The sequence below is a fragment of the Ruegeria sp. BG6 genome (assembly GCF_056538465.1).
In genome coordinates, this window is the sequence record NZ_JBQFTB010000009.1 from 1 (window position 1) to 24,226 (window position 24,226).

The 24,226-nt window shown below is 58.6% G+C and carries 22 protein-coding genes; 17 read left to right on the top strand and 5 right to left on the bottom strand.

The annotated features are described in order from the left end of the window. Together ACR0JW_RS15630 and ACR0JW_RS15635 are read left to right on the top strand one after the other, a co-directional pair. Nucleotides 1-524: PLP-dependent aminotransferase family protein (locus ACR0JW_RS15630; RefSeq protein WP_480714164.1), on the top strand; the 524-nt coding region annotated here is incomplete at its 5' end. Nucleotides 525-542: 18 nt separating this feature from the next. Beyond that, the gene (locus ACR0JW_RS15635) at nucleotides 543-1,520 is read left to right on the top strand and encodes an HpcH/HpaI aldolase/citrate lyase family protein (protein ID WP_170680316.1); all 978 of its coding nucleotides are present in this window, start codon (nucleotides 543-545) and stop codon (nucleotides 1,518-1,520) included. Between the two features lie 208 nt (nucleotides 1,521-1,728). On the opposite strand, the gene ACR0JW_RS15640 is transcribed toward ACR0JW_RS15635, so the two are convergent. Then, a complete protein-coding gene (locus tag ACR0JW_RS15640; RefSeq protein WP_480714165.1) occupies nucleotides 1,729-3,537 on the bottom strand; it encodes a caspase family protein in 1,809 nt (602 codons plus the stop codon). 180 nt (nucleotides 3,538-3,717) lie between these two features. Here ACR0JW_RS15640 and ACR0JW_RS15645 point away from each other — a divergent pair, with 180 nt between their 5' ends. Together ACR0JW_RS15645 and ACR0JW_RS15650 are read left to right on the top strand one after the other, a co-directional pair. Beyond that, nucleotides 3,718-4,371 (top strand): DUF928 domain-containing protein, encoded by a 654-nt coding sequence (locus ACR0JW_RS15645; RefSeq protein ID WP_170680320.1) that lies wholly within the window; start codon nucleotides 3,718-3,720, stop codon nucleotides 4,369-4,371. A gap of 38 nt (nucleotides 4,372-4,409) precedes the next feature. Continuing rightward, nucleotides 4,410-6,275, top strand: a complete 1,866-nt coding sequence (locus ACR0JW_RS15650) for a CHASE2 domain-containing protein (RefSeq protein ID WP_480714166.1) — start codon at nucleotides 4,410-4,412, stop codon at nucleotides 6,273-6,275. Nucleotides 6,276-6,585: 310 nt separating this feature from the next. Here the strand turns inward: ACR0JW_RS15650 and ACR0JW_RS15655 are convergent, their stop codons facing one another. After that, a complete protein-coding gene (locus ACR0JW_RS15655) occupies nucleotides 6,586-7,683 on the bottom strand; it encodes a Gfo/Idh/MocA family protein (RefSeq protein WP_170680324.1) in 1,098 nt (365 codons plus the stop codon). Between the two features lie 12 nt (nucleotides 7,684-7,695). Further along, nucleotides 7,696-8,421 carry a GntR family transcriptional regulator gene (locus ACR0JW_RS15660; RefSeq protein WP_170680326.1) on the bottom strand — a complete coding sequence of 242 codons (726 nt, stop codon included), beginning with the start codon at nucleotides 8,419-8,421 and terminating at the stop codon, nucleotides 7,696-7,698. Between the two features lie 91 nt (nucleotides 8,422-8,512). On the opposite strand from ACR0JW_RS15660, the gene ACR0JW_RS15665 reads away from it, so the two are divergent. The 6 genes from ACR0JW_RS15665 to ACR0JW_RS15690 are packed head-to-tail and all read left to right on the top strand — an operon-like array spanning nucleotide 8,513 to nucleotide 14,089. Beyond that, complete coding sequence (locus ACR0JW_RS15665; protein WP_170680327.1) at nucleotides 8,513-9,667, top strand: LLM class flavin-dependent oxidoreductase; 1,155 nt, start codon at nucleotides 8,513-8,515, stop codon at nucleotides 9,665-9,667. Further along, nucleotides 9,667-10,557, top strand: a complete 891-nt coding sequence (locus ACR0JW_RS15670; protein ID WP_170824852.1) for an aldo/keto reductase — start codon at nucleotides 9,667-9,669, stop codon at nucleotides 10,555-10,557. Before ACR0JW_RS15665 ends, ACR0JW_RS15670 begins: the two co-directional genes overlap by 1 nt. Beyond that, nucleotides 10,557-11,072, top strand: coding sequence for a flavin reductase family protein (locus ACR0JW_RS15675; protein ID WP_170680331.1), 516 nt, complete (start codon nucleotides 10,557-10,559; stop codon nucleotides 11,070-11,072). Before ACR0JW_RS15670 ends, ACR0JW_RS15675 begins: the two co-directional genes overlap by 1 nt. 53 nt (nucleotides 11,073-11,125) lie before the next feature. Next, nucleotides 11,126-11,713 carry a TRAP transporter small permease gene (locus tag ACR0JW_RS15680; protein WP_170614655.1) on the top strand — a complete coding sequence of 196 codons (588 nt, stop codon included), beginning with the start codon at nucleotides 11,126-11,128 and terminating at the stop codon, nucleotides 11,711-11,713. Continuing rightward, nucleotides 11,714-13,003 (top strand): TRAP transporter large permease, encoded by a 1,290-nt coding sequence (locus tag ACR0JW_RS15685; RefSeq protein WP_170680333.1) that lies wholly within the window; start codon nucleotides 11,714-11,716, stop codon nucleotides 13,001-13,003. Between the two features lie 24 nt (nucleotides 13,004-13,027). Next, nucleotides 13,028-14,089 carry a TRAP transporter substrate-binding protein gene (locus ACR0JW_RS15690; protein ID WP_170680335.1) on the top strand — a complete coding sequence of 354 codons (1,062 nt, stop codon included), beginning with the start codon at nucleotides 13,028-13,030 and terminating at the stop codon, nucleotides 14,087-14,089. Nucleotides 14,090-14,118: 29 nt separating this feature from the next. Here the strand turns inward: ACR0JW_RS15690 and ACR0JW_RS15695 are convergent, their stop codons facing one another. Further along, nucleotides 14,119-14,589, bottom strand: a complete 471-nt coding sequence (locus ACR0JW_RS15695; RefSeq protein ID WP_170680337.1) for a tetratricopeptide repeat protein — start codon at nucleotides 14,587-14,589, stop codon at nucleotides 14,119-14,121. 27 nt (nucleotides 14,590-14,616) lie between these two features. Between ACR0JW_RS15695 and ACR0JW_RS15700 the strand changes: the two genes are divergently transcribed. After that, the gene (locus ACR0JW_RS15700; protein ID WP_170680748.1) at nucleotides 14,617-15,876 is read left to right on the top strand and encodes a cytochrome c peroxidase; all 1,260 of its coding nucleotides are present in this window, start codon (nucleotides 14,617-14,619) and stop codon (nucleotides 15,874-15,876) included. Nucleotides 15,877-15,906: 30 nt separating this feature from the next. Here the strand turns inward: ACR0JW_RS15700 and ACR0JW_RS15705 are convergent, their stop codons facing one another. After that, nucleotides 15,907-16,530 carry a TetR/AcrR family transcriptional regulator gene (locus ACR0JW_RS15705; RefSeq protein WP_170680339.1) on the bottom strand — a complete coding sequence of 208 codons (624 nt, stop codon included), beginning with the start codon at nucleotides 16,528-16,530 and terminating at the stop codon, nucleotides 15,907-15,909. 137 nt (nucleotides 16,531-16,667) lie between these two features. Between ACR0JW_RS15705 and ACR0JW_RS15710 the strand changes: the two genes are divergently transcribed. The 6 genes from ACR0JW_RS15710 (at nucleotide 16,668) to ACR0JW_RS15735 (ending at nucleotide 24,195) form a co-directional block, all read left to right on the top strand. Further along, nucleotides 16,668-17,132, top strand: coding sequence for a (2Fe-2S)-binding protein (locus ACR0JW_RS15710; protein ID WP_170680341.1), 465 nt, complete (start codon nucleotides 16,668-16,670; stop codon nucleotides 17,130-17,132). A 3-nt stretch (nucleotides 17,133-17,135) separates the two neighbouring features. Continuing rightward, complete coding sequence (locus ACR0JW_RS15715) at nucleotides 17,136-19,322, top strand: xanthine dehydrogenase family protein molybdopterin-binding subunit (RefSeq protein ID WP_170680343.1); 2,187 nt, start codon at nucleotides 17,136-17,138, stop codon at nucleotides 19,320-19,322. Nucleotides 19,323-19,460: 138 nt separating this feature from the next. After that, nucleotides 19,461-20,780, top strand: coding sequence for a glutamine synthetase family protein (locus tag ACR0JW_RS15720; RefSeq protein ID WP_480714167.1), 1,320 nt, complete (start codon nucleotides 19,461-19,463; stop codon nucleotides 20,778-20,780). A gap of 59 nt (nucleotides 20,781-20,839) precedes the next feature. Then, on the top strand, nucleotides 20,840-21,520 hold the full coding sequence (locus ACR0JW_RS15725) for a type 1 glutamine amidotransferase (protein ID WP_170680347.1): 681 nt from the start codon (nucleotides 20,840-20,842) through the stop codon (nucleotides 21,518-21,520). Next, the gene (locus ACR0JW_RS15730) at nucleotides 21,520-22,878 is read left to right on the top strand and encodes a glutamine synthetase family protein (RefSeq protein WP_170680349.1); all 1,359 of its coding nucleotides are present in this window, start codon (nucleotides 21,520-21,522) and stop codon (nucleotides 22,876-22,878) included. Before ACR0JW_RS15725 ends, ACR0JW_RS15730 begins: the two co-directional genes overlap by 1 nt. 12 nt (nucleotides 22,879-22,890) lie before the next feature. After that, nucleotides 22,891-24,195, top strand: coding sequence for an NAD(P)/FAD-dependent oxidoreductase (locus ACR0JW_RS15735; protein ID WP_170680351.1), 1,305 nt, complete (start codon nucleotides 22,891-22,893; stop codon nucleotides 24,193-24,195). The last annotated feature ends 31 nt before the right edge of the window (nucleotides 24,196-24,226 follow it).

Sequence of the window (24,226 nt, forward strand, 5' to 3'; positions counted from 1 at the left end):
TGAACTCGGCCATCTTCCCCGGCATTCAGGGCGGCCCGCTGATGCACGTGATCGCGGCCAAGGCCGTGGCCTTCGGCGAGGCGCTGCAGCCCGCCTTCAAGGACTACATCAAGCAGGTCGTCGTCAATTCGCAGGCCCTGTCGGATCAGCTGATCAAGGGCGGTCTGGACACGGTGACCCATGGCACCGACACCCATGTGGTGCTGGTCGACCTGCGCCCCAAGGGCGTCAAGGGCAACGCCACCGAAAAGGCCCTGGGCCGCGCGCATATCACCTGCAACAAGAACGGCGTGCCATTTGACCCGGAAAAGCCGACCATCACGTCGGGCATCCGTCTAGGCAGCCCCGCCGGCACCACACGAGGCTTTGGCGAGGTTGAATTCCGCCAGATCGCCGACTGGATCATCGAGGTTGTCGACGGCCTCGCCGCCAATGGCGAAGACGGCAACGGCGCGGTCGAAGCCAAGGTCAAAGCCGAGGTCGCAGACCTCTGTGCCAGATTCCCCATCTACCCGAACCTGTAAGACGAAGGACCCAAACCCATGAGCTTTCATTCCATTGAACAGGCCCCCGCCCGCCTGAACCGCAGCGAACTGGCCGTGCCCGGCAGCCAGCCCGGCATGTTCGAAAAGGCGGCCAAGTCCGATGTGGACGTCGTCTTTCTTGATCTGGAAGACGCAGTCGCACCAGACGAAAAGGAACAGGCGCGCAGAAACATCATCGAGGCGCTGAACGATATCGACTGGGGCAACAAGACCATGTCGGTGCGGATCAATGGTCTGGATACTCACTATATGTACCGCGATGTGGTGGATGTGGTCGAACAGGCTGGAGAGCGGCTGGACCTGATCATGATCCCCAAGGTTGGCACCGCCGCTGATGTCTATGCCGTCGACATGATGGTCACGCAGATCGAAGACGCGAAAGGCTACAAGAAACGGATCGGTTTCGAACATATCATCGAAACCGCGCTGGGAATGCAGAATGTCAGCGAGATTGCAGCAGCCTCGAAGCGCAACGAAAGCCTGCATTTCGGGGTCGCGGATTATGCGGCTTCGACCCGCGCACGGACCACGATCATTGGTGGCGTGAACCCGGACTATTCGGTTCTGACCGATCCTGACGCCGGGGCCAACCGGGCAACGCATTGGGGTGACATGTGGCACTATGCATTGGCGCGCATGGTCGTGGCGGCCCGTGCAAATGGTCTGCGCCCCATCGACGGGCCATTCGGCGACTTCCAGGACCCCGAGGGATACAAGGCAGCCGCCAAGCGCGCCGCTGTTCTGGGTTGCGAAGGGAAATGGGCCATCCACCCCAGCCAGATCGCACTTGCGAACGAGGTGATGTCGCCCGGTGATGCCGAAGTGACAAAGGCCCAGCGCATTCTGGAAGCCATGGCCGAAGCCGAAGCTGCCGGAAAAGGCGCGGTTTCGCTGGATGGCCGGCTGATCGACTATGCCTCGATCCGGCAGGCCGAAGTGATGGTGGCGAAAGCCCGTCAGATCGCCGCTGCCTGACGCCACTAAATGCAGGTCTCACTTCGGACCTCCACGCATCCGCCAATAAGATCGCATTGGCGGATGCAAGCCCGGTCCCAATCTCCACGCAGACAGGCGAACAGACGCGGCTGAACGTTTCGGAAATGTGCGGCCTGACGCCTGACAATTCCGGAAGCTTCAATACCTGACCAGGTCAAGGATTCGGGATTCCGCCCGCTGGCGGTCGTCAGTTCAATCTTGCCTCCAAAACGACCGAACGCACGTACCCACCCGAGCCATCGAACCATTTGGAAGGCACGACATTACTCAGATCCCGCCTGCCGCGCTGCTCATACTGAAACTGGGCGAAAGCCTTGTTACCTTTGCCGTGCGTCGTGTTGGGTTTTGACGGCAACCAGTTTGTGTATTTGACCGGCTCACCGCTATACCAGCGCCAGCCGATTATTGCATTGCCTTCACCGGGGTCCTTTCTGAAACCGAAATACGGCCCCGCCTTGTAACTGTAATTCGTCCTGCTGTCGTATCCGACATCAAAAAAGGACGGGTCATTGGCAATCATGCGAACAATAAACGCATTCTCTTCTGCTGACGTTATTGCGGCAAGATCAACACCGCATTTCTGGGCTTCGCCGCGAGCATTCCGAATGTTGCCCGAGAAAACCATCACAATGTAAAGGCTGTCGCGAAACGTACCGTAGATGCTCTTTCTCAGCCCAAGACAGCCCAGGATCGACGTGATTTCTTCAGATTCGCCGAGCAACTCCAGCTCTTCGACGTTCTGACGAACTGCGAACGGGTTGCTGATGAAACTGTCGTCCGCCCCTTTTTGCAAACCGATCCCCAGACTGGCCAGCACGGCAAGATCTACGTATCCGGTCTGCTCAAAACTACTCTCGGCCTGAAAAGACCTTATTCCAGCGCGTGTCCTTGGGCCAATAGCGCCATCAGGCGTCCCAACATCAAAACCTGCTTTATTGAGTTCTTGCTGCAAACGCATTTTCATTTCTCGATCCGGCAGCAACATGTCTTCCAACATACCGATACGCCCATCTTTTTTGACCCAATTTGGTGTTATTTCGGCCATACGGTTCAGCACTTCCGGTTCGGCAATCGACGCCGCGCGATATTTCTGGCTAATCAGAGTCCAGCCCCGCATCGTGTTGATCGTCATCGCTGCTTCCATTTCATCTTTGCGAGTTACAGTCGGTGCCAACGGAACGGGTGTAGCGGGCGCCTGTAATGCCGCCGTTTCCAGGCCAGGGACCAGAAAAATGTCCTGACCCGGAAGCGATCCATAGATGAAAGGTTCTTGAAAACCGTCCGTCAGTTCAAACACCCGGTCTCTTACCCGGCGGAACATCTTGCCCAGCTCCAACCCCGGCTGTTCGATATGCTCCAAAAGCGCCTGCGCGTAAGGGCTGTTCCGGCCTTCGCCATCCTGCGCCAGTGTGCCCCCGCGGGCGGCATATCCCACAACCACACCGCCCGGTTCCACCGCAGCCAGCCCGCGCCCGACCGATCGGGTCGCCGAAACGCGTGTCATCTGCGCCAGGAACGGATTGTTCCGACAGGCGTCGACCAGCACGATTTTCAGCCCAGGGGCATCTGCAATGGCGTTCACGATCGCATCCAGACGGATGGCCTCGAACTCGACGTCCCGATCGCTTTTCAGCGTTGCGTTTACCGGTATCAGGTAGTTCGTGTTTTCGATCTCGATCCCGTGGCCGGCAAAATAGACCAAGGCCACATCAGCGGCGGCGGCGGTTTCCGCAAAGTCGCGCAATGCGATGCGCATACCGTTGTAGTCGAGGTTCAGGCTTTCGGTGACTTCAAACCCAATGCGCCTGAGAGATGCCGAGATATCTTCGGCATCATTCGCCGGGTTACTCAAGTTCGATACATGCTGATACGCGGAATTACCGATTACAAGCGCGACCCGATTTTCCAGGGCTTCAAGCCGCAATGGTATCAGCAGGACAAGCAGGCCAAAGGACAGAAGCCAGATGCCAGTTCTCCAACAGCGACCAGAAGACATGCGCACTCACCCGAACTCATTCAAACAGCGCTGAGGACTTTAGCACAACTCTGCTCAACCTCAGAATCCGCCAGGGCAACGGGACACAGACGCGTCCCAAACTGGACTCTGACTTAGATCATGCTTACCGTTGCTTTTGAATGTTCTGTTTTATTAAGGGTTTACTGCGCGAGGCTTCGGGTGCCGTCGATCAGGGTTTCAGTATTCGCACTGTTGTTCACGCTGGCACTGCCGGTGTTCTTTGACACTGGCGCTTTGGCGGCAAGTGAAGAACAAGTCACCAACGGGTCCAACGACGTTGTGTTTATCCCCCCTGAGATTGGTGCGCCCGGAGACCGAATGGGGGCCGGCACACGCGGCACACTTTCGGGCGATGACACAGAAATGCTGACGTTGTTGGTGCCGGAAGGTGGCGGCCTGACAACTCTTTCATCCCCCCCATTGGTCTGGCGTTTGGCGCACGGCCACCGGGGAAACCTGATCATCGGCCTCAATCCACTTGGATCGTTGGGCGTGGAGTTGCAATTACAGGGCCCATTTCCGCCGGGCGACTACGGGCTGGATCTTGGCAGGTCCGACTACACGCTGGAAACCGGCCGCATCTACGAATGGCATGTGGTACTGATCGACCAGCAATCCGGCGCTGTTCTGGAGCGTGCGACAGCTTTGATCGAGCGGTTTCCGGATCAGATGAAGGCTCAGAACCCCGCGGCGGCAGGTCTTTGGTTCGACGCGCTTGCGCAACTGGTTGAAATTGGCCTCAGCGGTCGCGTAAGGGCCACTGACGCAACCGGGTTCGGGCAGCTTCTGGAAACAGCCGGTGTGGGCCATTGAAATTAGAAGGTCAAAGGCAGAATTGGCTGAGACCGTCGATGCTGATGCCAGTCTGGCAAAGCTGGGCACTGGTCGGCTTGATCACCCTTGTTGTCGGAGGTCTATTGGTCGAGTTGCGGTTGAAGGGTCTGCTTGAGCCTCTCCAACGTGCCCAATACGACTGGACCACGTCGGTGCTGGCAACCTCTGATCAAACGAAAGATGTCCTTCTTGTCGCCATTTCCGACGACGATCTCGGGCAATGGGGTTGGCCAGTCCCCGACGCGCAGATCGCACAACTGACGGAAACCTTGCTGGCTGCCGGCGCGACCGCAGTCGGGATCGATATATACCGGGATGTTCCTGCGGGCGATGGCCGGGACCAGTTGATCAACATACTGAACGATCCCAGGGTTGTCGTGATCTCGAAACTGGCCGACGCAGGCGGGACAAGTATCGACGCACCTACAGGGGCAAAAACCGGATTTTCGGACATTCCGATTGATCCCGATGGCGTTGTTCGGCGCGCCCTTCTGCTGGTCAACACGCCGGATGGGATCGCATTGTCGCTGTCAATGCAACTGGCGGCGATTTTTTCATCAAGCCCGACGTTGCAAAGCGCCCCGGATAATCCGCGTTTTCTGGCCTTTGGGACAACGACCGCAGAGCCATTGGCCGAAGGGCAGAACTTGTTTCGCAACGCCGATACCGCCGGTTATCAGATCATGATCGACTATCTGAATGATCTTCCGATTGCCCACCGAGTCCCCGCCGCCGATGTATTGGCCGAGAAAGAGCTGGCGCAATTCGACGGAAAGACTGTCATCATCGGTGTTTCCAGCCACTCGGTTAAGGACTATTTTTCGACTCCCCTCAATCGGGCAACCGGGGCCAGTTTCACTTTCGGCGCGGAAGTTCACGCAGCCATAGCGCAACAGCTGATCGAATATTCGAATGGTTCGCGTTCTCCGTTGAGCTCTTTGAGCGACCTTACCTCCTCTATCATCATCCTGCTTTCAACATTTGCCGGCGCATGTGTGGCTGTATTCGTTCGAATGACTTCGCGGGCCATCGGTTTGGCGACGGTGGGCGGGGCGGTCTTGTTTGTCGGTCTGTCCGCCCTTCAAGCGGCAGCCCTGCTGGCGCCTGCAGCGACCACGTTGTTGGGCTGGTCTATTGGGTTTCTCATCGGGTTCGCCGTTATCGCCGGAATTTCACGCAACCAAAGACGCGCCATCGTTCAGGTGTTTTCATCACACCTGTCCGAGGAGCTTTCCGCCGAAATATGGCAGCAGCGAAAAAGACTGCTGTCCGGTGGCAAGCCAAGATCCCGCCGTCTGTTCGTCACCGCACTGCTGGCCGATATCGAAGGTTCAACGCGGGTCGGCAATTCGATGGATGCGGAAGATTTCATGGTGTGGGTATCGCGCATATTGGACAGGTTGGGTGAAATCGCACGCGAACATGGCGGGTTTGTCGAAAAGTTCACCGGAGATGGAATCCTCGTCGTTTTCGGCGCTCCGATACCAAGCGAGACAGAAAGCCAACGGCAGGTCGACGCCCAGTCAGCCCTGCAATGTGCGCGCGCCATGCGCCGGGCCGCGATCGCACTGAATGCAGAATTGAACGATCAGCCGAAATACAATCTGCGAATTGCACTGAACAGCGGCGAGACATTGGGCGGAACGCTGGGCGTGAGCGGCTCGCTGCACTACAATGTGATCGGTGACACAATCAACGTGGCCGCAAGACTGGAAAGCTGGACAAAATCCCTTGATCGCGACAGCGGCGGGTTCCGCCCTGTGTGCATGACCATGGCCACTGCGCGCACCATTGACCCCAATCGTGAATGGCCCGTGCTGTCCTCATTCCTTCACGACGATGGGGTTACCGATATTCAGGTCGTCGCCGTCGAAATGGAATAATGAGTACGGCCTTCTGAAAAATGTGCCGTGCTGGCAGAGCGTCGTGGGCACTCAACCTCCGCAATTGCATTGGTGCCTGCGCACCCCTCCACGGAAACAAGGGCATTACTGAACGCAGGGGGCCAGGCTGTCTTTTGCACACAGGACTTTCCGCTATGTCAAACGCCAGCGGATTGCCCTTGGAGGGGGCATAGCGACGATACGTTTAGTGTGAAGAACCAAAATCGGTATTACGGTTTTCAGCAAACCCAAACTTCGTTAAGATGGTCAAGCAAAGCATTGAATTTTCAACACTCTGTGTCGCAACACCTCACTCCAACAAGCGAACAGTCTCGCCCGTTTCCAGCGCCTTCTGGGCAGCAAGCCCCATCTTCACGGCCCAGATACCATCATGCAAACTCACATCCGGGCCCGCCTTTTTGCCGTGCAACAGATCCAGGAACCCCTTGTGCTGGTAGAATGTCGACCCGTTGTGATCCCCCGCTGCCAGAAGACGGGGATCGACGGGGATTTCCTGCGCGACAGGTCCCTTCGGATCCCGCGGGCTTAGAATAACCTGCGGCACCGGCGGCTCACCCAGATGCTTTGGCCAGAACCGGCCCGGTCCCGGCACCAGCGCTTCGATTTTGGCCTCGCGACCCACGGCCGAGATTTCTTCCTGATAGCGAGAGCCTTCCGCAAACATGCACAATTCCAGCATGGCTCGTGCGCCATTGGCAAAGTCGACAAGCACATAGCCGTGATCAAGAATATCAGGCACCTCACCGTCATAGCTCTCGTTCAGATGGTTCACGGCCTGTCCACCGCTGGCCGAGATTCGCACTGGGTCAGAGTGCAGGATCAGGCGCATCAGGTCGAAGAAATGGCAACATTTCTCGACAAAGGTTCCACCGGTGTTGCGATTGAACCGGTTCCAGTTGCCGACCTTCTCCAGAAACGGAAAGCGATGTTCGCGGATCGTCAACATACGGACCCCACCCGTTTCCCCGATCTTCTCGATCAGCGCAGCTATGGGTGGCATATAGCGATACTCCATCGCTACCCAGATCGGATGCGGATAATCGCGCTGCAAACGCTCCATCCGCGCCGCATCCTGCGGGTCGGTGAACAGGGGTTTTTCTACCAGCAGCGGCAGCGGGCGCATCTGAGCGATCTCGCAGATCTGCTCGACATGCAGGTGGTTCGGGCTGGCAATAACCAGGCAGTCCAGCTCACTGACCGCCAGCAACTCCTGCACGGACCCCGCCATCACCGCATCCGGCGCGATGGCTTTCGCGGCATTTGCCATTGCCGGGTCAGGTTCGAAAATCGCCGCAACGCGCGCGCCTTCCAACAAGCCGATATTGTGCAGGTGTTCCTGCCCCATCATGCCGCATCCGATCAGCCCGTAATTGATGACCCGGGTCATGCGCGTTTCCTTTTACTTCAAACGTTGGACATAGGTGGCCCGATCTGGATCGAACCATGTTTTTGAGAACTCAACGGGCGCCGCCCCTTCGGACCAACTGAACCGCTCGATATACCCTACGATCTGACCGGCGGGCTTGGTGAAGTCAGGTGGCGTCCAGTCGGGCAGCGCACCGACCGAAACCCGGTCCTCGGCCCGGGTGATCCAGAACCCCAAATGGTGCTGGTAATACCGGTAAAGAGAATCCGACAGCAGGTTGCGATCAATCCGACCGGCTGATTCGTCCAGCCAGATTTCCTCGACCGCGATAATTGTGTCATTCAGATAACGCATCCGGCGCACGCGGGACCCGGTTTCGGCGGCACCGAAATTTGGCAGATCAGACGGCTTGCGCAGATAGTCGACCGAGAGGATATCTGCCCGTGGAAGGCCGCCGCCTTCGGGCAGTTCCAGCCGGAACATCGCGTAAACGCTGTTCTGGGTTCCCGTCTCGCGAACATAGTTTCCCGAACCTTGAATGCGTTCCAGCATCCCCTTTTTCTCAAGCTCTGATAGCGATTTTCGCAGCGTCCCGACCGAGACCTGCAGTTTGGCCGCCATATCCCGTTCGGGCGGCAGGCGTTCCCCGTCGATAAGACGGCCCGCCGCGATGTCACGGATCAGAAGTTCCGCGATCTGAACATAGATCGGCAGTGCGTTTGGGTTTCGGCTGGTTGGGGACACGTCTGGGCGCTTCATTCGGTCGCAGGAAAAATTGATACACTATTGATCTACATCAATGCGGTTGCTACGCAAGAGGAAAGTGGAAACCGCGCGGAGAACGACTCAGATGACCATCGTCCCCATCACTTCGCCCGATCTGGACGCGGCAGAAGTATCGTGGTTCGCGGCGCTGTGCTCAGACGATTATCAGTTTCTGGGCGTGCCGGATGGCAATCTGCGGTCCAGCTGGGAACATTGCTCCGGCATCGTGAAAGAAGCTGAATCGCAAGGGTTTCGAAACATTCTGTGCCCCTCGTCCTATCAGGTCGGGCAGGACACGCTGAGCTTTGTGGCGGGCTGCGCACCAATCACCGAAAGGATCAACTTGCTGGCCGCGGTTCGCTGTGGCGAAATGCAGCCAATCATGCTGGCTCGTACCATCGCAACGCTGGATCACATGCTGAAGGGGCGGCTGACGGTCAATATCATCTCGTCCGATTTTCCCGGCGAAAAGGCTGAAAGCGCCTATCGTTATCAGCGCTCTCGCGAGGTCGTGGAAATTCTGAAACAGGCCTGGACCCAGGATGAGATCAATCATGCGGGCGAAGTCTATAACTTCTTGGGCCTGACGACCGATCCGGCCAGGCCCTATCAGACCGGTGGTCCGTTGCTGTACTTCGGCGGCTATTCTCCGTCGGCCCTGGAACTTTGCGGCGAGCACTGTGACGTCTATCTGATGTGGCCGGAAACCAAGGATCAACTGGCCGAACGGATGAAGGCCGTCCATGCGGTTGCCGAGAACTACAACCGAACACTGGATTACGGCCTGCGCGTGCACATGATCGTCCGCGATACCGAAGCCGAAGCGCAAGAATACGCGGATTACATCGTCTCGAAACTCGACGACGAATATGGGCGCTCCATTCGTGAACGCGCGCTGGATGCAACCTCTCTGGGTGTGGCGCATCAGGCCAAGAACCGTGATCTGGCGGATGAATACGGCTATGTCGAGCCCGGTCTGTGGACTGGCGTTGGCCGCGCAAGGTCCGGTTGCGGAGCCGCGCTGGTCGGGTCGACCGATCAGGTTATGTCCAAGATCGAAGAGTATCAGAAAATGGGCATCCGCGCGTTCATCTTCTCGGGTTATCCGCACATGGATGAAGCCAGGCACTTTGGCGCCCGCGTATTGCCCAAGCTGAAAACCTGCTCGCTTCCCGAAGAATACGGGCGCGTGCCCAAGACGACCCCGGCCACACCGCTGGGCAACGGAGATCGCCGCTGATGCAACGTGTAAAACTATCGGACACGCTGGAATTGAGCCGCCTTGTCTACGGAATGTGGCGGCTGGGCGATGACAGTGATACCTCGGCGGACCATGTCGAAGCCAAGATCCAGTCCTGCCTGGATCAGGGCATCACCACCTTCGATCAGGCTGACATTTATGGCGGCTACGCAGCCGAAGCTGTGCTGGGTGCTGCGATGCGCGCCAATCCCGGTCTGCGCCAGCGGATGGAAATCGTTACCAAATGCGACATCATCGCACCTGTCGGGCGGTATTCGGATGCGAAGGTCAAATACTATGACACCTCGCGCGCGCATGTCCTGCAGTCGGTCGACACCTCGCTTTCGGAAATGGCCATCGACCATATCGATTTGCTGCTGATCCACCGCCCCGACCCGTTGATGGACCATCATGAAACGGGCGCAGCACTGGATCAAGTTGTCACCAGCGGCAAAGTGCGCGCGGTCGGCGTGTCCAACTTCCGCCCTTGGGACTGGACACTGCTGCAATCGGCGATGAAGACCCAACTGGTCACCAACCAGATCGAGATTTCTTTAGGCGAGATCAGCCCCTTCACCAATGGCGATCTGGCGTTCCATCAGCAGCATGGGCAACCGGTCATGGCGTGGTCGCCGTTGGGCGGCGGAATGTTGATGGCCGGGAACCCTCCGGTTGGAGTGGTGGCAGACGAAATCGCGCATGAGTTCGGGGTGGACCGGGCCGCCGTGGCGGTGGCCTTCCTGCTGGCGCATCCGGCGGGCATTCTGCCGGTGCTGGGCACCAACAACCTGGAGCGGATCATGCGCATCTCGGACGCACTGAAGGTCAATCTGGATCGTGAAAGCTGGTTCCGCCTGTACGAGGCGGCACTGGGACATGAGGTACCATGATGAACGCAATTTCAAAGGACCTGACCCGCACCTTCGTTCCGCACAAGGAAGACACCCGCACCCTGCGCGACGCCTTTGGCCGCTTTGCCACCGGTGTTACCATCGTCACCTGTGACAGCGAAGACGGACCGATATGCATCACGGCGAACAGCTTCTCGTCCTTGTCACTGGATCCGCCTCTGATCATGTGGGCTGCAGACCGCAATTCGCGCCGGTTCCCCTATTTCCACAAGGCGCGGCATTTCACCGTTCACGTGTTATCGTCTGAACAGGACGCGCTTTGCTTTGGCTGTTCCAAGGACGCCCATGCACTGCGTGACATCCGGCATGAGCGGTGCACAAACGGAACGCCGCTTTTGCCGGATTGTCTGGCACGTTTTGAATGCGAGCAGCACGCCTATCACGATGCAGGCGATCACGTGATCGTGGTGGGAAAAGTCCTGAAAGCCAGCATGAGCGATGGAGACGCACTGACCTTCTATGCCGGAAAACTCGGCCAATTCGCGAAGAAATAAGCGCGTTCTGACGACTGCGGGACGAACCCGCAGCTGAACTTGGGAGGATCCGCATGGGCGGACTGGCATCGGTGCTTGCACCGATTGCATTCGTGAACGAAACCGTGCTGCGTCTGGGCCGCGCGGTTGGCGTTGTTGCGATTGCATTGATGGTGATCGCAATCCTGATTCAGGTGTTCTTCCGATATGTCCTGGGCAACGCTCTGCCCTGGCCGGATGAAGCCGCCCGGTTCTGCATGCTCTGGATGACCGGCCTGATGGCTCCGACGGCTTTTCGGCGTGGCGGCTTCGTGGCGATTGACATGTTGCAACGGTTCTTGCCACGCCTGCTGGGCCAGTCCCTCAATCTGTTCTTGTTGCTGATCTCGCTGATCGTCCTGCTGGTCGCCGTCAATATCGGCTGGTCTGAAGTCACAGGCTTTGGCGGCAGATTTGCCACTGCTGCTTTGTACCTGCCAACATCGTTCGGTTTCGATGAATGGTACCGTATTCCCCGCAGTTGGATGATGGCCTCGCTGCTGGTAGGGATCATCCTGCTGATCTCGGTGAATATCGAGCTGATCCTGCGATCCCTGATCACCATGCTGGGCGGCGCACATCTTCTGCCGGAAATTCCCGAAGCAGCCGTGGGGGCCGAATAGATGCTGATCTGGTTCCTGCCCACTTTCCTGGTTTTCCTGTTGATTGGCCTGCCGGTCTTTTTCGCGCTGCTGGCCGCGCCGGGTATCCTGCTGTGGCTCAACGGCCAAACGAATGACATTACGCTGCTCTATCGCAATGTCTATAATGGCATGGACAGCTTTCCGCTGATGGCCATCCCCTTCTTCATGCTCGCCGGAGAACTGATGAACCGGGGCGGCATCACCATTCGCCTTGTCGAGTTCTCGCAGGCCCTGATGGGGCACCTTCGCGGTGGACTGGCACATGTGAACGTGCTGAGCTCGATCCTGTTCGCCGGCCTCTCGGGCTCTGCCGTGGCCGACACATCCGCCTTGGGGTCAATGCTGATCCCAGCGATGGAGAAACAGGGCTATACCCGCAAATTCGCCGCGGCGATTACGGCGGCCAGTTCGGTTATCGGGCCGATCATCCCGCCCTCGGGCATCATGATCATCTATGCCTATGTCATGGGTGAAAGCGTCGCCGCCCTGTTTCTGGCCGGAATTGTACCCGGGATCATGGTCGGCGTCGGTCTGATGGTGATGATCAAGTTCATGGCTGATCGCTATGATTTCCCGGTCGCCAGCCGGAAATACACCTGGGATGAACGCCGCCAGGCCAGCCTCAAGGCGTTCTTTCCGCTGATGACACCCGTGATCATTCTCGGCGGCATTCTGGGCGGCATCTTCACGCCGACCGAAGCCGCTGCTGTCGCGGTCGGCTATGCGTTCATCATCGGTTTTTTCGTCCTGCGCACGCTGACACTGAAGGAAGTGCCTGAGGTTCTCAGTAATGCGGGCATGACCTCGGCCGTTGTGTTGCTGCTGGTCGGCGCCGCGATGGCATTCAAGACGGTGGTCAGTCTCAGCCACGCGCCCGAACAGCTGGCCTCGCTGATCCTCAGCCTGTCCGAAAATCCGTTGATCCTGCTGTTTCTGATCAACCTGCTTCTGTTCATCGTCGGCATGTTTCTGGACGCAGGTCCCGCGATCATCATACTGGGCCCGATCCTTGGCCCCATCTTCACCAGCCTAGGCGTCGATCCGATCCATTTCGCCATTATCATGAGCGTCAACCTGACTGTTGGTCTCGCCACGCCACCCATGGGGCTGGTACTGTTCGTGGCCGCCGCCGTGTCGCGCGAACGGGTCGAAACCATCGCCAAGGCGATCCTGCCGTTTCTGGCAGTCGAAATCATCGTGATCTTTCTGATCACCTATGTCCCCGCACTATCCATGACGATCCCGAGGATAACGGGATTTGCAAACTGACTGAGTACCACAGGGAGGAAACGCATGCTCAGACAATTTATCAAAACCGCTGCGGTGGCCACATCGCTTGTGGCCGCGTCCGCCATGGCCGCTGCGGCCGCAGATTACACGCTGCGGGCAACTGCGAACTCGAATGAAAACGACGAAGACTACGACGGCCTGATCGTTTTCAAGAACTATGTCGAGGCCGCGTCGAACGGAGCTATCGAGGTCGAGTTGTTCATCGGAACACAGCTGTGTTCGAACGGCGCGGAATGCCTGCAGGGCGTGGCTGACGGCACCATCGACATCTACATTTCCACTTCCGGCGGGGCCTCGGGCATCTTCCCATATGTGCAGGTTCTGGACCTGCCCTATCTGATGGCCGATGACCGGATTGCCGAGCATGTGCTGTCCGGTGACTTCACCCGCACCATGCGTAACATGGCGCTGGAAGATTCTGGCGGCGCGATCCGCCTTATGACCATCGGCAACACCGGTGGCTGGCGCAACTTCGCCAACACACAGCGCCGCATCGCCGAGCCTGCCGATATGGAAGGTCTGAAAATCCGTACCGTGGTCGCAGACCTGCCGCAGGAACTGGTGAAAGCACTGGGTGCATCCCCTACGCCGATCCCGTGGCCTGAGCTGTTTACCAGCTTCCAGACCGGCGTCGTTGAGGGCTCGAAGAATGGCATCACGGACATCATGGGCATGAAATTCCCTGATGCGGGTCTGCAATTCGTCACGCTGGATGGCCACGCCTACATGGGGGCGCTGTGGTGGATGAACAACGCCAAGTTCCAGGAAATGCCCGAGGACCTGCGCCGCGTGGTTGTCGACGGCTTCTATGCGTTGCAGCAGGCCACCTTTGCCTCGCCCAAGCGCAAGTCGATTCAAGCTTATGAGGATTTCGTCGCCGGTGGAGGTGATCTTTATGTCCTGACGCCCGACCAAAAGGCTGCGTTCAAGGAAGCCGCAACCCCCGTCTATGAGTGGTTCCAGTCCAACGTGGCCCGTGGTGATGAGATTTTTGGTGCGCTGACCGACGCGGTTGCTGCGGCTGAGGCCGACGTGAACGCGTCACGTGACGCGGATCTGAACTGATCTGGCGGGTCGGGCCTGTGGTCCGACCCTCACCGAAACGGGTACATCCACCCTTTGTAATCGTTCACCAGAACATGCGCCCTTTCGATCTGCTCCGGCGACATTTTCTTGACCACTTCCTCAAGGCTGATCGCCGCGTCGGGATCGCCGCCAATGGCGCTGAGCGTGTACCACATGTAGGCCCGCACCAGATCGGGCGCGGGCATGCCAAGACCCAGCTCATAGTACCAGCCCACACCAGACTGCGCCCCGGGATGCCCTTTCATCGAGGCCCGCAGGTACCATTCGAACGCCCGTTCGTAATCCTGCGCGACTCCAAGACCCAACCCGTACATCACACCGATCAACTCTTCGGCTTCGGCATTGCCCGATCGGGCGGCCGGCAACAATTCCTCGCGCGCAGCTTCGAACTCTCCGGCCTCCATCATGTCGCGGGCCTGTTCCAACTCGGCCAGCGCAGGCGTCGCAAGACAGAAAAGGGCAAATACAAACTGGCGCATGGGGTGGCTGCTCTCCTTTGGGGCGGGATGGCGGCAGCGCAGGACTTGCCGCGCCCTTTGACCGACGATGACTTCATTTCTTTTGATATGAAACAGGCCGCCATTGGTCATCAACTGTTTTACGATCCAATCCTGTCGGGCAACCGGAACATCGCCTGCGCCCATTGCCACCATCCGGATTTCGGAACATCTGACGGGTTATCGTTGGGTATTGGTGAGGGCGGACAGGGGCTGGGACCGAAGCGTACCCCCGGAACCGGAGCCGACAGAATCCGCAAACGTATCCCGCGCAATTCTCCGGGTCTGTGGAACCTTGGCGCGAAAGACATTCACACGGTTTTTCACGATGGACGGCTCAGTGTTTCCGACATCTACGGCAACGGCTTCAACTCCCCTGCGCAGGAATGGCTGCCGGAGGGGTTGAACTCCCTTCTGGCCGCGCAGGCGCTTTTTCCGCTGACATCACAATTCGAAATGGCCGGGAACGTAGCTGAAAATCAGGTCACCGGAGCGGTACATGACCGGATCGACAAGGGCTGGCCGATCCTTGCCAAACGGGTTCGTACCGAGCCTCGGTATGGCCCTGCCATGGTCGCGGCCTTCGAAGAAATCGAAACCACCGAAGAAATCACGATCACCCAGATCGCCAATGCGCTGGCGGCTTTCATGGCCATCGAATGGCGCAGCACGGACAGCCTGTTCGACCAATTTCTGGCGGGCGATGCCGATGCCCTTTCACTTAAGCAGAAAAACGGCATGAACCTGTTTTATGGAAAGGCAAAATGCGCCACCTGCCATTCCGGGCCTTTAATGTCAGATCAGAAGTTTCACGCGTTGGGCCTGCCACCCTTCGGACCCGGCCGCACCCGACAGTGGGATCCTTTTGTGCGCGACGTGGGCCGAATGGGTGAAAGTGACCGGCTGGAGGACGCCTACCGTTTCCGCACCCCGATGCTGCGCAACGTTGCCCTGACTGCACCCTACGGCCATAACGGCGCATTCCCGGACGTTGAAAGCATGATCCGCCATCATCTGGACCCACAAACCAGCCTGGCGAACTGGACACGCGACATGGCGGCCCTGCCCCCGGTTCCCTGGCTTCAGGACGCGGACTTTGTCGTTTGGGACGACCGGTTTGAAATGGAACGTCAGCGCGAACAGATCGACATTGCCCAAGTCACATTGACCGACGCGGAAATCGACAACCTCGTGGCCTTTCTGCATTCCTTGACGGGTGTCAGCGTAGACACCCCGCCCTTTGGCGTACCAGCAGGGTTCGTTCCCTAGCGCATCTTACTCAAAACAAAGAAAGGGTTCTTAGGGTCTAGACGCCGCGGCTCCCTGACCATAGCGGCACAGCATCATATCGACGCTGCTTTCGATGGTTTCGGTCATTTCCGCGTGGCTGAGCACGCCGCCACTGAACATCATGGGCCAGAACGCCTTTGCCTTGATCAGTCCGATAAACTCCTTACCCGCCTGATCAGCGTCTTCGATCTGCAACTGGCCGTCCTCGGCGGCGTCTTTCAGCATGGCGATGAATGTCGAGGTCTTGTCCAGCTTGCCCTGTGCCGCCGCCGCCAGATCCGGGTTGCGCAAAGTTTCGCTGATAATCATCCGCGACATCGCAATCACGTCCGGGCGCATCAGAATCCGGCCCTCAGCCCAGGCCAGATCCGTCAACTGCTCGCGAATATCGCGCCCCGGCTGATACCGAATCTCCAGGACTTCGGCAAAACGGCCGGACAGTTCGGCTACAATTGAACGAAAGAGATTTTCCTTACTTTCGAAGTACTTGTAAAGCGTGCGCTTTGACACTTCGGCCCGCGCCGAAATGCGATCCATACTGGCAGAAGCAAAGCCCTTGTCCTGAAACTCGGCCACGGCGGCCTCAATGATCTGGGCGTATTTGGACTCATTCGGTGAATTGCATTCGTTCATGTTCCACCTATAGACCCATCACGTCCGGCCGGTCAAACAACAGTGTAAACTTGAGAGTTTACACCAGCTGATTTGACACCTAAGGTAAACGCGCCAGTTTACCGATTCAGGTATCCAGCCCAACAGGAGAACCCCTCATGGCTCTGACATTGAAGTTAAACGGTGAAACCCACACGGTCGACGCCGAACCCGGCACGCCCCTGCTCTGGGTGATCCGGGACGAACTCAAGCTGACCGGCACCAAGTTCGGGTGCGGTGTCGCATCGTGCGGTGCCTGCACCGTACACGTGAACGGCGAACCGGTTCGTTCGTGCCAGACCTTTGTAGAAGACATTGAAGACGCAGAAATCACAACAATTGAAGCCGTTGGCGACGGAAAGATCGGCGCAGCCGTGCAGCAAGCATGGGTCGAACTGGACGTGGTCCAGTGCGGTTATTGCCAGTCGGGTCAGGTGATGTCGGCGGTCGGACTTCTGTCCGAAAACCCCAAGCCCAGCGTCGAAGAGATTGACGACTACATGTCCGGCAACGCCTGCCGCTGCGCCACTTACCAACGCATCCGCGCCGGAATCCAGCGCGCTTCTGAAATTCTGGAGGCCTGATCCATGACCATCAACACTTCTCGCCGCGGATTTCTGAAAGGCGCTGCTGCTGCCGGTGCCGTCCTACTGGTTGGCACCCGCCCCGATGGCGCTCTGGCTGTCGCCTCATCCGAGACCGCGCAGTTCAACCCGTTCGTGAAAATTGACGCCGATGGCACCGTGACCGCCATCGTCAAGCACTTTGAAAAGGGTCAGGGCCCTGCAACCGGTCTGCCGACGCTGATTGCCGAGGAAATCGGCCTGACCATGGACCAGATCAAGTACGAATTCGCCCCGTCCAATCCGCAGGTCTACAACAACCTGCTGTTTGGCCCCTTCCAGGGAACCGGTGGGTCGACCGCGATGGCAAACTCGTGGCTGCAGTACCGCCAGGCCGGTGCTGCTGCGCGTGAAATGCTGATCACTGCGGCTGCCCAAAGCTGGGGCCTGGATGCGTCAGGCATCACTATCGAGGAAGGCATCGTCAAGGCGGGCGACAAATCCGCACCGATTGCGGAATTCGTCGCGGCGGCCTCTCAATTAGAGGCTCCGGCCGAGCCGCGCCTGAAAGACCCGTCAGAGTTCCATCTGATCGGCAACGAAGCGGTGCGCCGCAAGGACTCGGCCATCAAGGGCAATGGTCAGGCCATGTATGCCATGGACGTTCACCTGCCCAACCAGATGGTTGCCATGATCAAGCGCCCGGAATCAAAGGGCGGCATCGCGCTTGGTTTTGACGACAGCGCGTCGAAAGAGGTTAAGGGCTTCATCAACGCCGCCGTTCTGCCCAACCAGGCGGGCGTCGCGGTTTATGCCGAAAACACCTGGGCCGCAATTCAGGCACGTGACGCGCTTGAGGTCGAATGGGACATGTCGGGTGCCGAAACCCGCGACTCGGATCAGATCAGGACCGAGATCATGGCCGCCCTGGACGCTGAACCCACGTACAACGTGAACAAGGCAGACGTTGCGGCTGTGGCGGCGGCGATCGAAGGCGCGGACAAGATTGTTGAAAAGACCTTCTACTTCCCACTGCTGGCGCATGCACCGATGGAGCCGCTGAACTGCACAATCGAACAGACGGCCGAAGGCGACATCGTCCTGCATGACGGCGCGCAGATGCCAACCGGCCCGCATATGGCCTATCAGCAGATCTTCCAGCTGCCGCCTGAGAAGATCCACATCAAGACGATGCTGGCCGGTGGCTCGTTCGGTCGTCGCGCAACGCCTGATGCGGATTATCAGGTCGAGGCTGCGCTGGCTTTTGTGATGACCGACCGCTCACGCCCTGTGAAACTGGTCTGGACACGAGAGGATGACATCCGCAGCGGTTATTACCGCCCTGCATTTGGCCACAAGGTGCGTGTGGGTCTGGATGGAGAAGGCAACATCGTTGGCTGGCAGCATCAGGTGGCCGGACAATCGGTGATCAAAGGCACGCCGTTCGAAGCCGTTCTGGTAAAAGACGGGATCGACCACAGTTCGATCGAGGGGATTGCTGACAGCCCGTACACAATCCCCGGCATGGCTCTGGGTCTGACCGACACGCCCAAAGCTACAACCGTTCTATGGTGGCGCTCGGTCGGTCACACCCACACCGGCTACGTGATGGAGGCCATGATGGACCTTGTCGCCGAGACGGCGGGCCGTGATCCGGTGGAGTTCCGTCTGGCACATCTGGCAGATACCAGCGACGCCGATCAACAGCGCAAAGCAGGCGTCCTGAAACTTGCCGTTGAAAAAGCTGACTGGGGCAACGCACCGGCAGGTCGCGCGCAAGGGATTGCCGTGCACAAATCCTTCGGATCCTACGCGGCTCAGGTCGTCGAGATTTCGGGCGATCCAGAGAACGGCATCAAGATCGAAAAGGTCACTTGCGCCGTGGATTGCGGAATTGCGGTGAACCCCGATGTGGTGCGCGCCCAGATGGAGGGTGGTATCGGCTACGGTATCGGTCATGTCATGCGGGATCAGATCACGCTGACCGGAGGTGTCGTGGACCAGTACAACTTCCCGGACTACGAGCCTTTGCGCATCGGCGACATCGCGGAGATCGAAGTTCATATCGTACCTTCCGCCGAGGCACCGACCGGTGTCGGTGAGCCTGGCACCCCCCCCTCGGCCCCGGCCCTTGCCAACGCGATCCGCGCGCTTTCGGGCATCAAGGTGACCTCGTTGCCGATGGCGGAAAACGGCGTCAACTTCGTCTGACGTCCTGTGGTCCCGCGCCAGCGTTGGTTGGCGCGGGACTCAAAGCCTTCTCCGCCTACAGGAAAAATTTGATCAAATTCCGTGACAAGACGCGCGGTCTCGACTACATCTCGGGAAACGAGAGTATTGGAGACCAAAATGGACCTGAGCGCCCTGCCCGGTTTTCGTGTTGCTGCCTGTGACCTTAACGGTCAGATGCGCGGCAAGCGCGTGCCGTCCTCTTACGCAGAAAAGCTGAACAAAGGCGCGGTCCGCATGCCGTTTTCGGCGCTGAATGTCGATCTTTGGGGCGCGGATATCGAAGGCAGTCCGCTGGTATTTGAATCCGGCGATGCCGATGGGATGCTTCTGCCGACCGATCGCGGACCGATTCCCATGCCCTGGCTTGATGCCGAAACCGCGCTGGTCCCGATGTCATTATATAATGACAAGTCCGAGCCATACGCAGGGGATCCCAGACATGCGCTTGCCGCAGTTCTGGCCGACTATGCAAAGCGCGGCTGGTCCGTGATCGCGGCAACTGAACTAGAGTTCACGCTGCTTGATGCATCGGGATCACAACCCGGAGCGCCTGCCAATCCGGTCACGGGTCGCAGATTGTGCGACGAGGCTGTCCTGTCCCTTGCGGAGCTGGACGCCTTTGATGCGTTCTTTACCGAGCTCTATGACGGTTGCGTGGCCATGGACATCCCCGCCCAAACCGCCATTTCCGAAAGCGGAATCGGCCAGTTCGAGATCAACCTGAACCATCAGGAGGCCATGCGCTGCGCCGATGACACGTGGCTGTTCAAGGCCTTGACCCGTGGACTGGCCCGCAAACACGGCTTTACGGCGACCTTCATGGCCAAACTTTATCCGCAAGACGCAGGCAACGGGATGCACGTCCATTTTTCCGTGGTCGATTCATCGGGCCGCAATGTGTTTGACAATGGTGGCCCCGATGGCAGCCACGAGTTGCACGCGGCTGTTGCAGGCTGTCTTGCCGCGATGCCGGGCAGTACGCTGGTTTTTGCCCCTCACGGAAACTCCTACACGCGCCTCGTGCCCGGGGCGCACGCTCCAACCAGGGCAAGCTGGGCTTATGAGAACCGAACCGCTGCCATCCGTATTCCCGGCGGCGCGCCGGTGGCACGTCGAATTGAACATCGCGTGGCTGGTGGCGACATCAACCCCTACCTGATGCTGACAGCTGTGTTGGGGGCAGCATTGGCCGGTATCGATGACGGGTTGAAGCCGCCCCCGCCGATTTCCGGAAATGCCTATGAAATTGCCGGGCTACCGCAATTGGCTGGCGACTGGTCCTCGGCCATATCCGCGTTCGAGGCCGACCCGATGATCCGGCGGATCTTTCCCGCGGAACTGATCCGCAATCTTGTCATGACAAAACGGCAGGAGATCGCGCGGTTTTCCGAGCGCGCGACAGAGACGCACTGGCTCAGTTACCTCGAGGCCGTATGACCCCCTTGCCCGCGATCAAGGACTCGCGTAGAATAAAATTTGATCAAATTTGGTGAATCATGAAAATCGGAATCCTAGTTACCGGCCACGCCCCTGAACAGCTGGCTGACGACTTCGGCGAATATGATGCGATGTTTCGCGCCCTGCTGGATGGTCATGACTTCGAATTCGTGACCTTCCCGGTGGTCGACAATCAGTTCCCGAAGGACGTCTCTCAGGCTGACGGTTGGATCATCACGGGATCGCGTCACGGCGCTTACGAAGATCATCCGTGGATACCCCCGCTTGAGGACCTGATCAGGGAAATCCAGAATTCCGGAAAGCCGCTGATCGGCGTGTGCTTTGGCCACCAGATCATCGCCCAGGCGCTGGGTGGAACGGTAGAAAAGTTCCAGGGCGGCTGGGCTGTCGGACGCACGGATTATGAACTGGACGGCCAGACGGTTTCTCTGAACGCCTGGCATCAGGATCAGGTAACCCGGTTGCCCGAAGGCGCACGCGTGGTTGGTCAGAACGGGTTCTGCCGCAACGCAATGATCGCTTACGGAGACACGATCTGGACGGTGCAGGCGCATCCCGAATACTCCGATGACTTTATCGAGGGCCTGATGAGGACGCGCGGAAAAGGCGTGGTCCCGGACCCCATTTTGCAGGATGCGGCCAACCGCACGCGCGGACCGATCGATAATCCCGCAATTGGCCGTCAGATGGCAGAATTCCTGAAGAAAGAGAGGGCCTGATGGCCGACTGGAAAAATCAGCTGCCAGAGGCAGCGCGCGAGTATATTGAAGGCCAACGTCTGGATGAGGTCGAGTGCATTATCTCGGATCTGCCGGGGATTGCCCGCGGCAAGGCCGTGCCTGCATCAAAATTTGCCAAGCAATCCTATTTTCATCTGCCCGACAGTATCTTCTATCAGACGATCACGGGTGACTGGGGCGAGGCAGCGGGCGAAGATGGCTTCATCGAACGCGACATGATCCTCAAGCCGGATTTCTCGACCGCTTCGGCGGCGCCCTGGACGGGTGACTGGACGCTACAGGTTATCCATGACGCCTATGACCGGGACGACAATCCGATCCCGTACAGCCCGCGCAATGTACTGAAACGCGTCGTGCAGCTTTATCATGACCGGGGCTGGAAGCCGGTCGTCGCACCCGAGATGGAGTTCTTTCTGGTCGCCCCCAACGTCGATCCGGCGCAGGAAATCAAGCCGATGATGGGCCGTTCGGGCCGTCCGGCTGCAGCGCGGCAGGCATATTCGATGACTGCGGTGGACGAGTTCGGCCCCGTGATCGACGACATCTATGACTTTGCCGAACATCAGGGATTCGAAATCGACGGCATCACGCAAGAAGGCGGCGCGGGCCAGCTAGAGATCAACCTGCGCCACGGCAGCCCCGTGAAACTGGCCGATGAGGTTTTCTACTTCAAACGCCTGATCCGAGAGGCAGCCCTGCGTCACAACTGCTTTGCGACCTTCATGGCCAAACCCATCGAGGACGAACCGGGCTCGGCGATGCATATCCACCACTCGATCATTGATATCGAAACCGGTCAGAACATCTTTTCCGGGCCGCAGGGGGGCGAGACGGACGCGTTCTATCATTACATCGCCGGATTGCAGAACCACCTGCCGGCCGGTCTGGCCGTCATGGCACCTTATGTGAATTCCTATCGCCGTTATGTGAAGGACCACGCCGCCCCGATCAACCTGGAATGGGCGCGTGACAATCGGACGACGGGCATCCGTGTTCCGCTGTCCAGCCCCGAAGCGCGTCGCGTTGAGAACCGCATCGCAGGTATGGATTGCAACCCATATCTGGGCATCGCCCTGTCTCTGGCTTGTGGGTATCTGGGACTGACACAACAGGAAAGGCCCCGGCGCCAGTTCTACGGCGACGCCTATGAAGGCGACGGTGACATCCCGCAAGTCATGGGCAGTGCGCTGGATCTGTTTGACGAGGCCACAGCCCTGCACGAGGTTCTGGGACCGGAATTCGCCCGCGTCTACAGCATCGTCAAACGGGCGGAATACGAAGAATTTCTGCAGGTGATTTCCCCGTGGGAGCGCGAGCATCTTCTGCTGAACGTCTAAGGTACTTACGCGATGAACCTGCTCTATTCCAATGACCGCAAGGCGGAATACCCGCCCAGTTGGTATGCCGCGACCGCACATGCGGCTGATCCTAGCCCTGCCCTGACCGGCGATTGCACCGCGGATGTCTGTGTTGTCGGCGGCGGATACACCGGCCTGTCGGCAGCGCTGCATCTGGCTGAAGTCGGATTTGACGTCGTTCTGCTGGAAGCGCATCGCGTTGGCTTTGGTGCCTCGGGGCGCAACGGCGGCCAGTTGGGCAGCGCGCAGCGAATGGATCAGGAAGATCTGGAGCGCCTGGTTGGCGATGATGACGCCGCCAAGCTTTGGGATCTTGCCGAAGACGCCAAGGATCTGGTCAAGTCCCTGATCTCCAAACACAAGATTCAATGCGACCTGAAGCCCGGCATCGCCAATTTGGGTCTAAGCAAATCAGATCGAGCCGGACTGCATTCTCATGCGGAACACCTGTCCAAGCGGTATGGGTATGACGAGATACAGTTGCTGGACCGCGATGCGGGCCATACGCTCTGCCCTTCTCCGACCTATCAGGGCGGGTATCTTGATATGGGGGCAGCGCATCTGCACCCCCTGAACTATGCCTTGGGACTTGCGCAGGCGGCCCGAAAAGCGGGTGTTCGTATCCACGAGGGGACCGAAGTCCTGAATATCTCGGATGGTAATGGCGTAAGTCTTCGGACGGCACAGGGAACAGTCAAGGCTGACCACGTCATACTGGCCTGTAATGGCTATCTCGGTGATCTGAATCGCAAGGTTGCCGAACGTGTCATGCCCATCAACAATTTCATAGCGGCCACCGAACCGCTGGGAGACGACGCCGCGCGCGTCCTGACGCGGGATGTGGCTGTTGCCGACACAAAATTCGTTGTGAACTATTTCCGGCTCAGCGCGGATGGCCGCCTTTTGTTTGGCGGCGGCGAAAGCTATGGCTATCGCTTTCCCACTGATATTGCAGCAAAAGTCCGCAAACCTATGGTCGAGATCTTCCCGCATCTGAAAGATGTCAGGATCGATTACGCCTGGGGCGGAACACTGGCCATTACAATGCGTCGAATGCCTTATCTGGCGCGCCTTGCCCCGAATATCCTGTCTGCCTCCGGCTACTCAGGTCACGGCGTCGGCACGGCCACCCACGCTGGTCAGCTGATGGCTCTGGCCATTCAGGGACAGGCCGAAGGCTTCGATACGATGGCGCGCGTTCCCGCCCAACCGTTTCCCGGCGGCCCTGCCCTTCGTAGCCCGCTGCTGGTTCTTGCCATGACGTGGTTCGCCTTGCGCGACCGTCTGGGCCTTTAGTCTGATCTGGGGGTCACGACCGACTAAACTT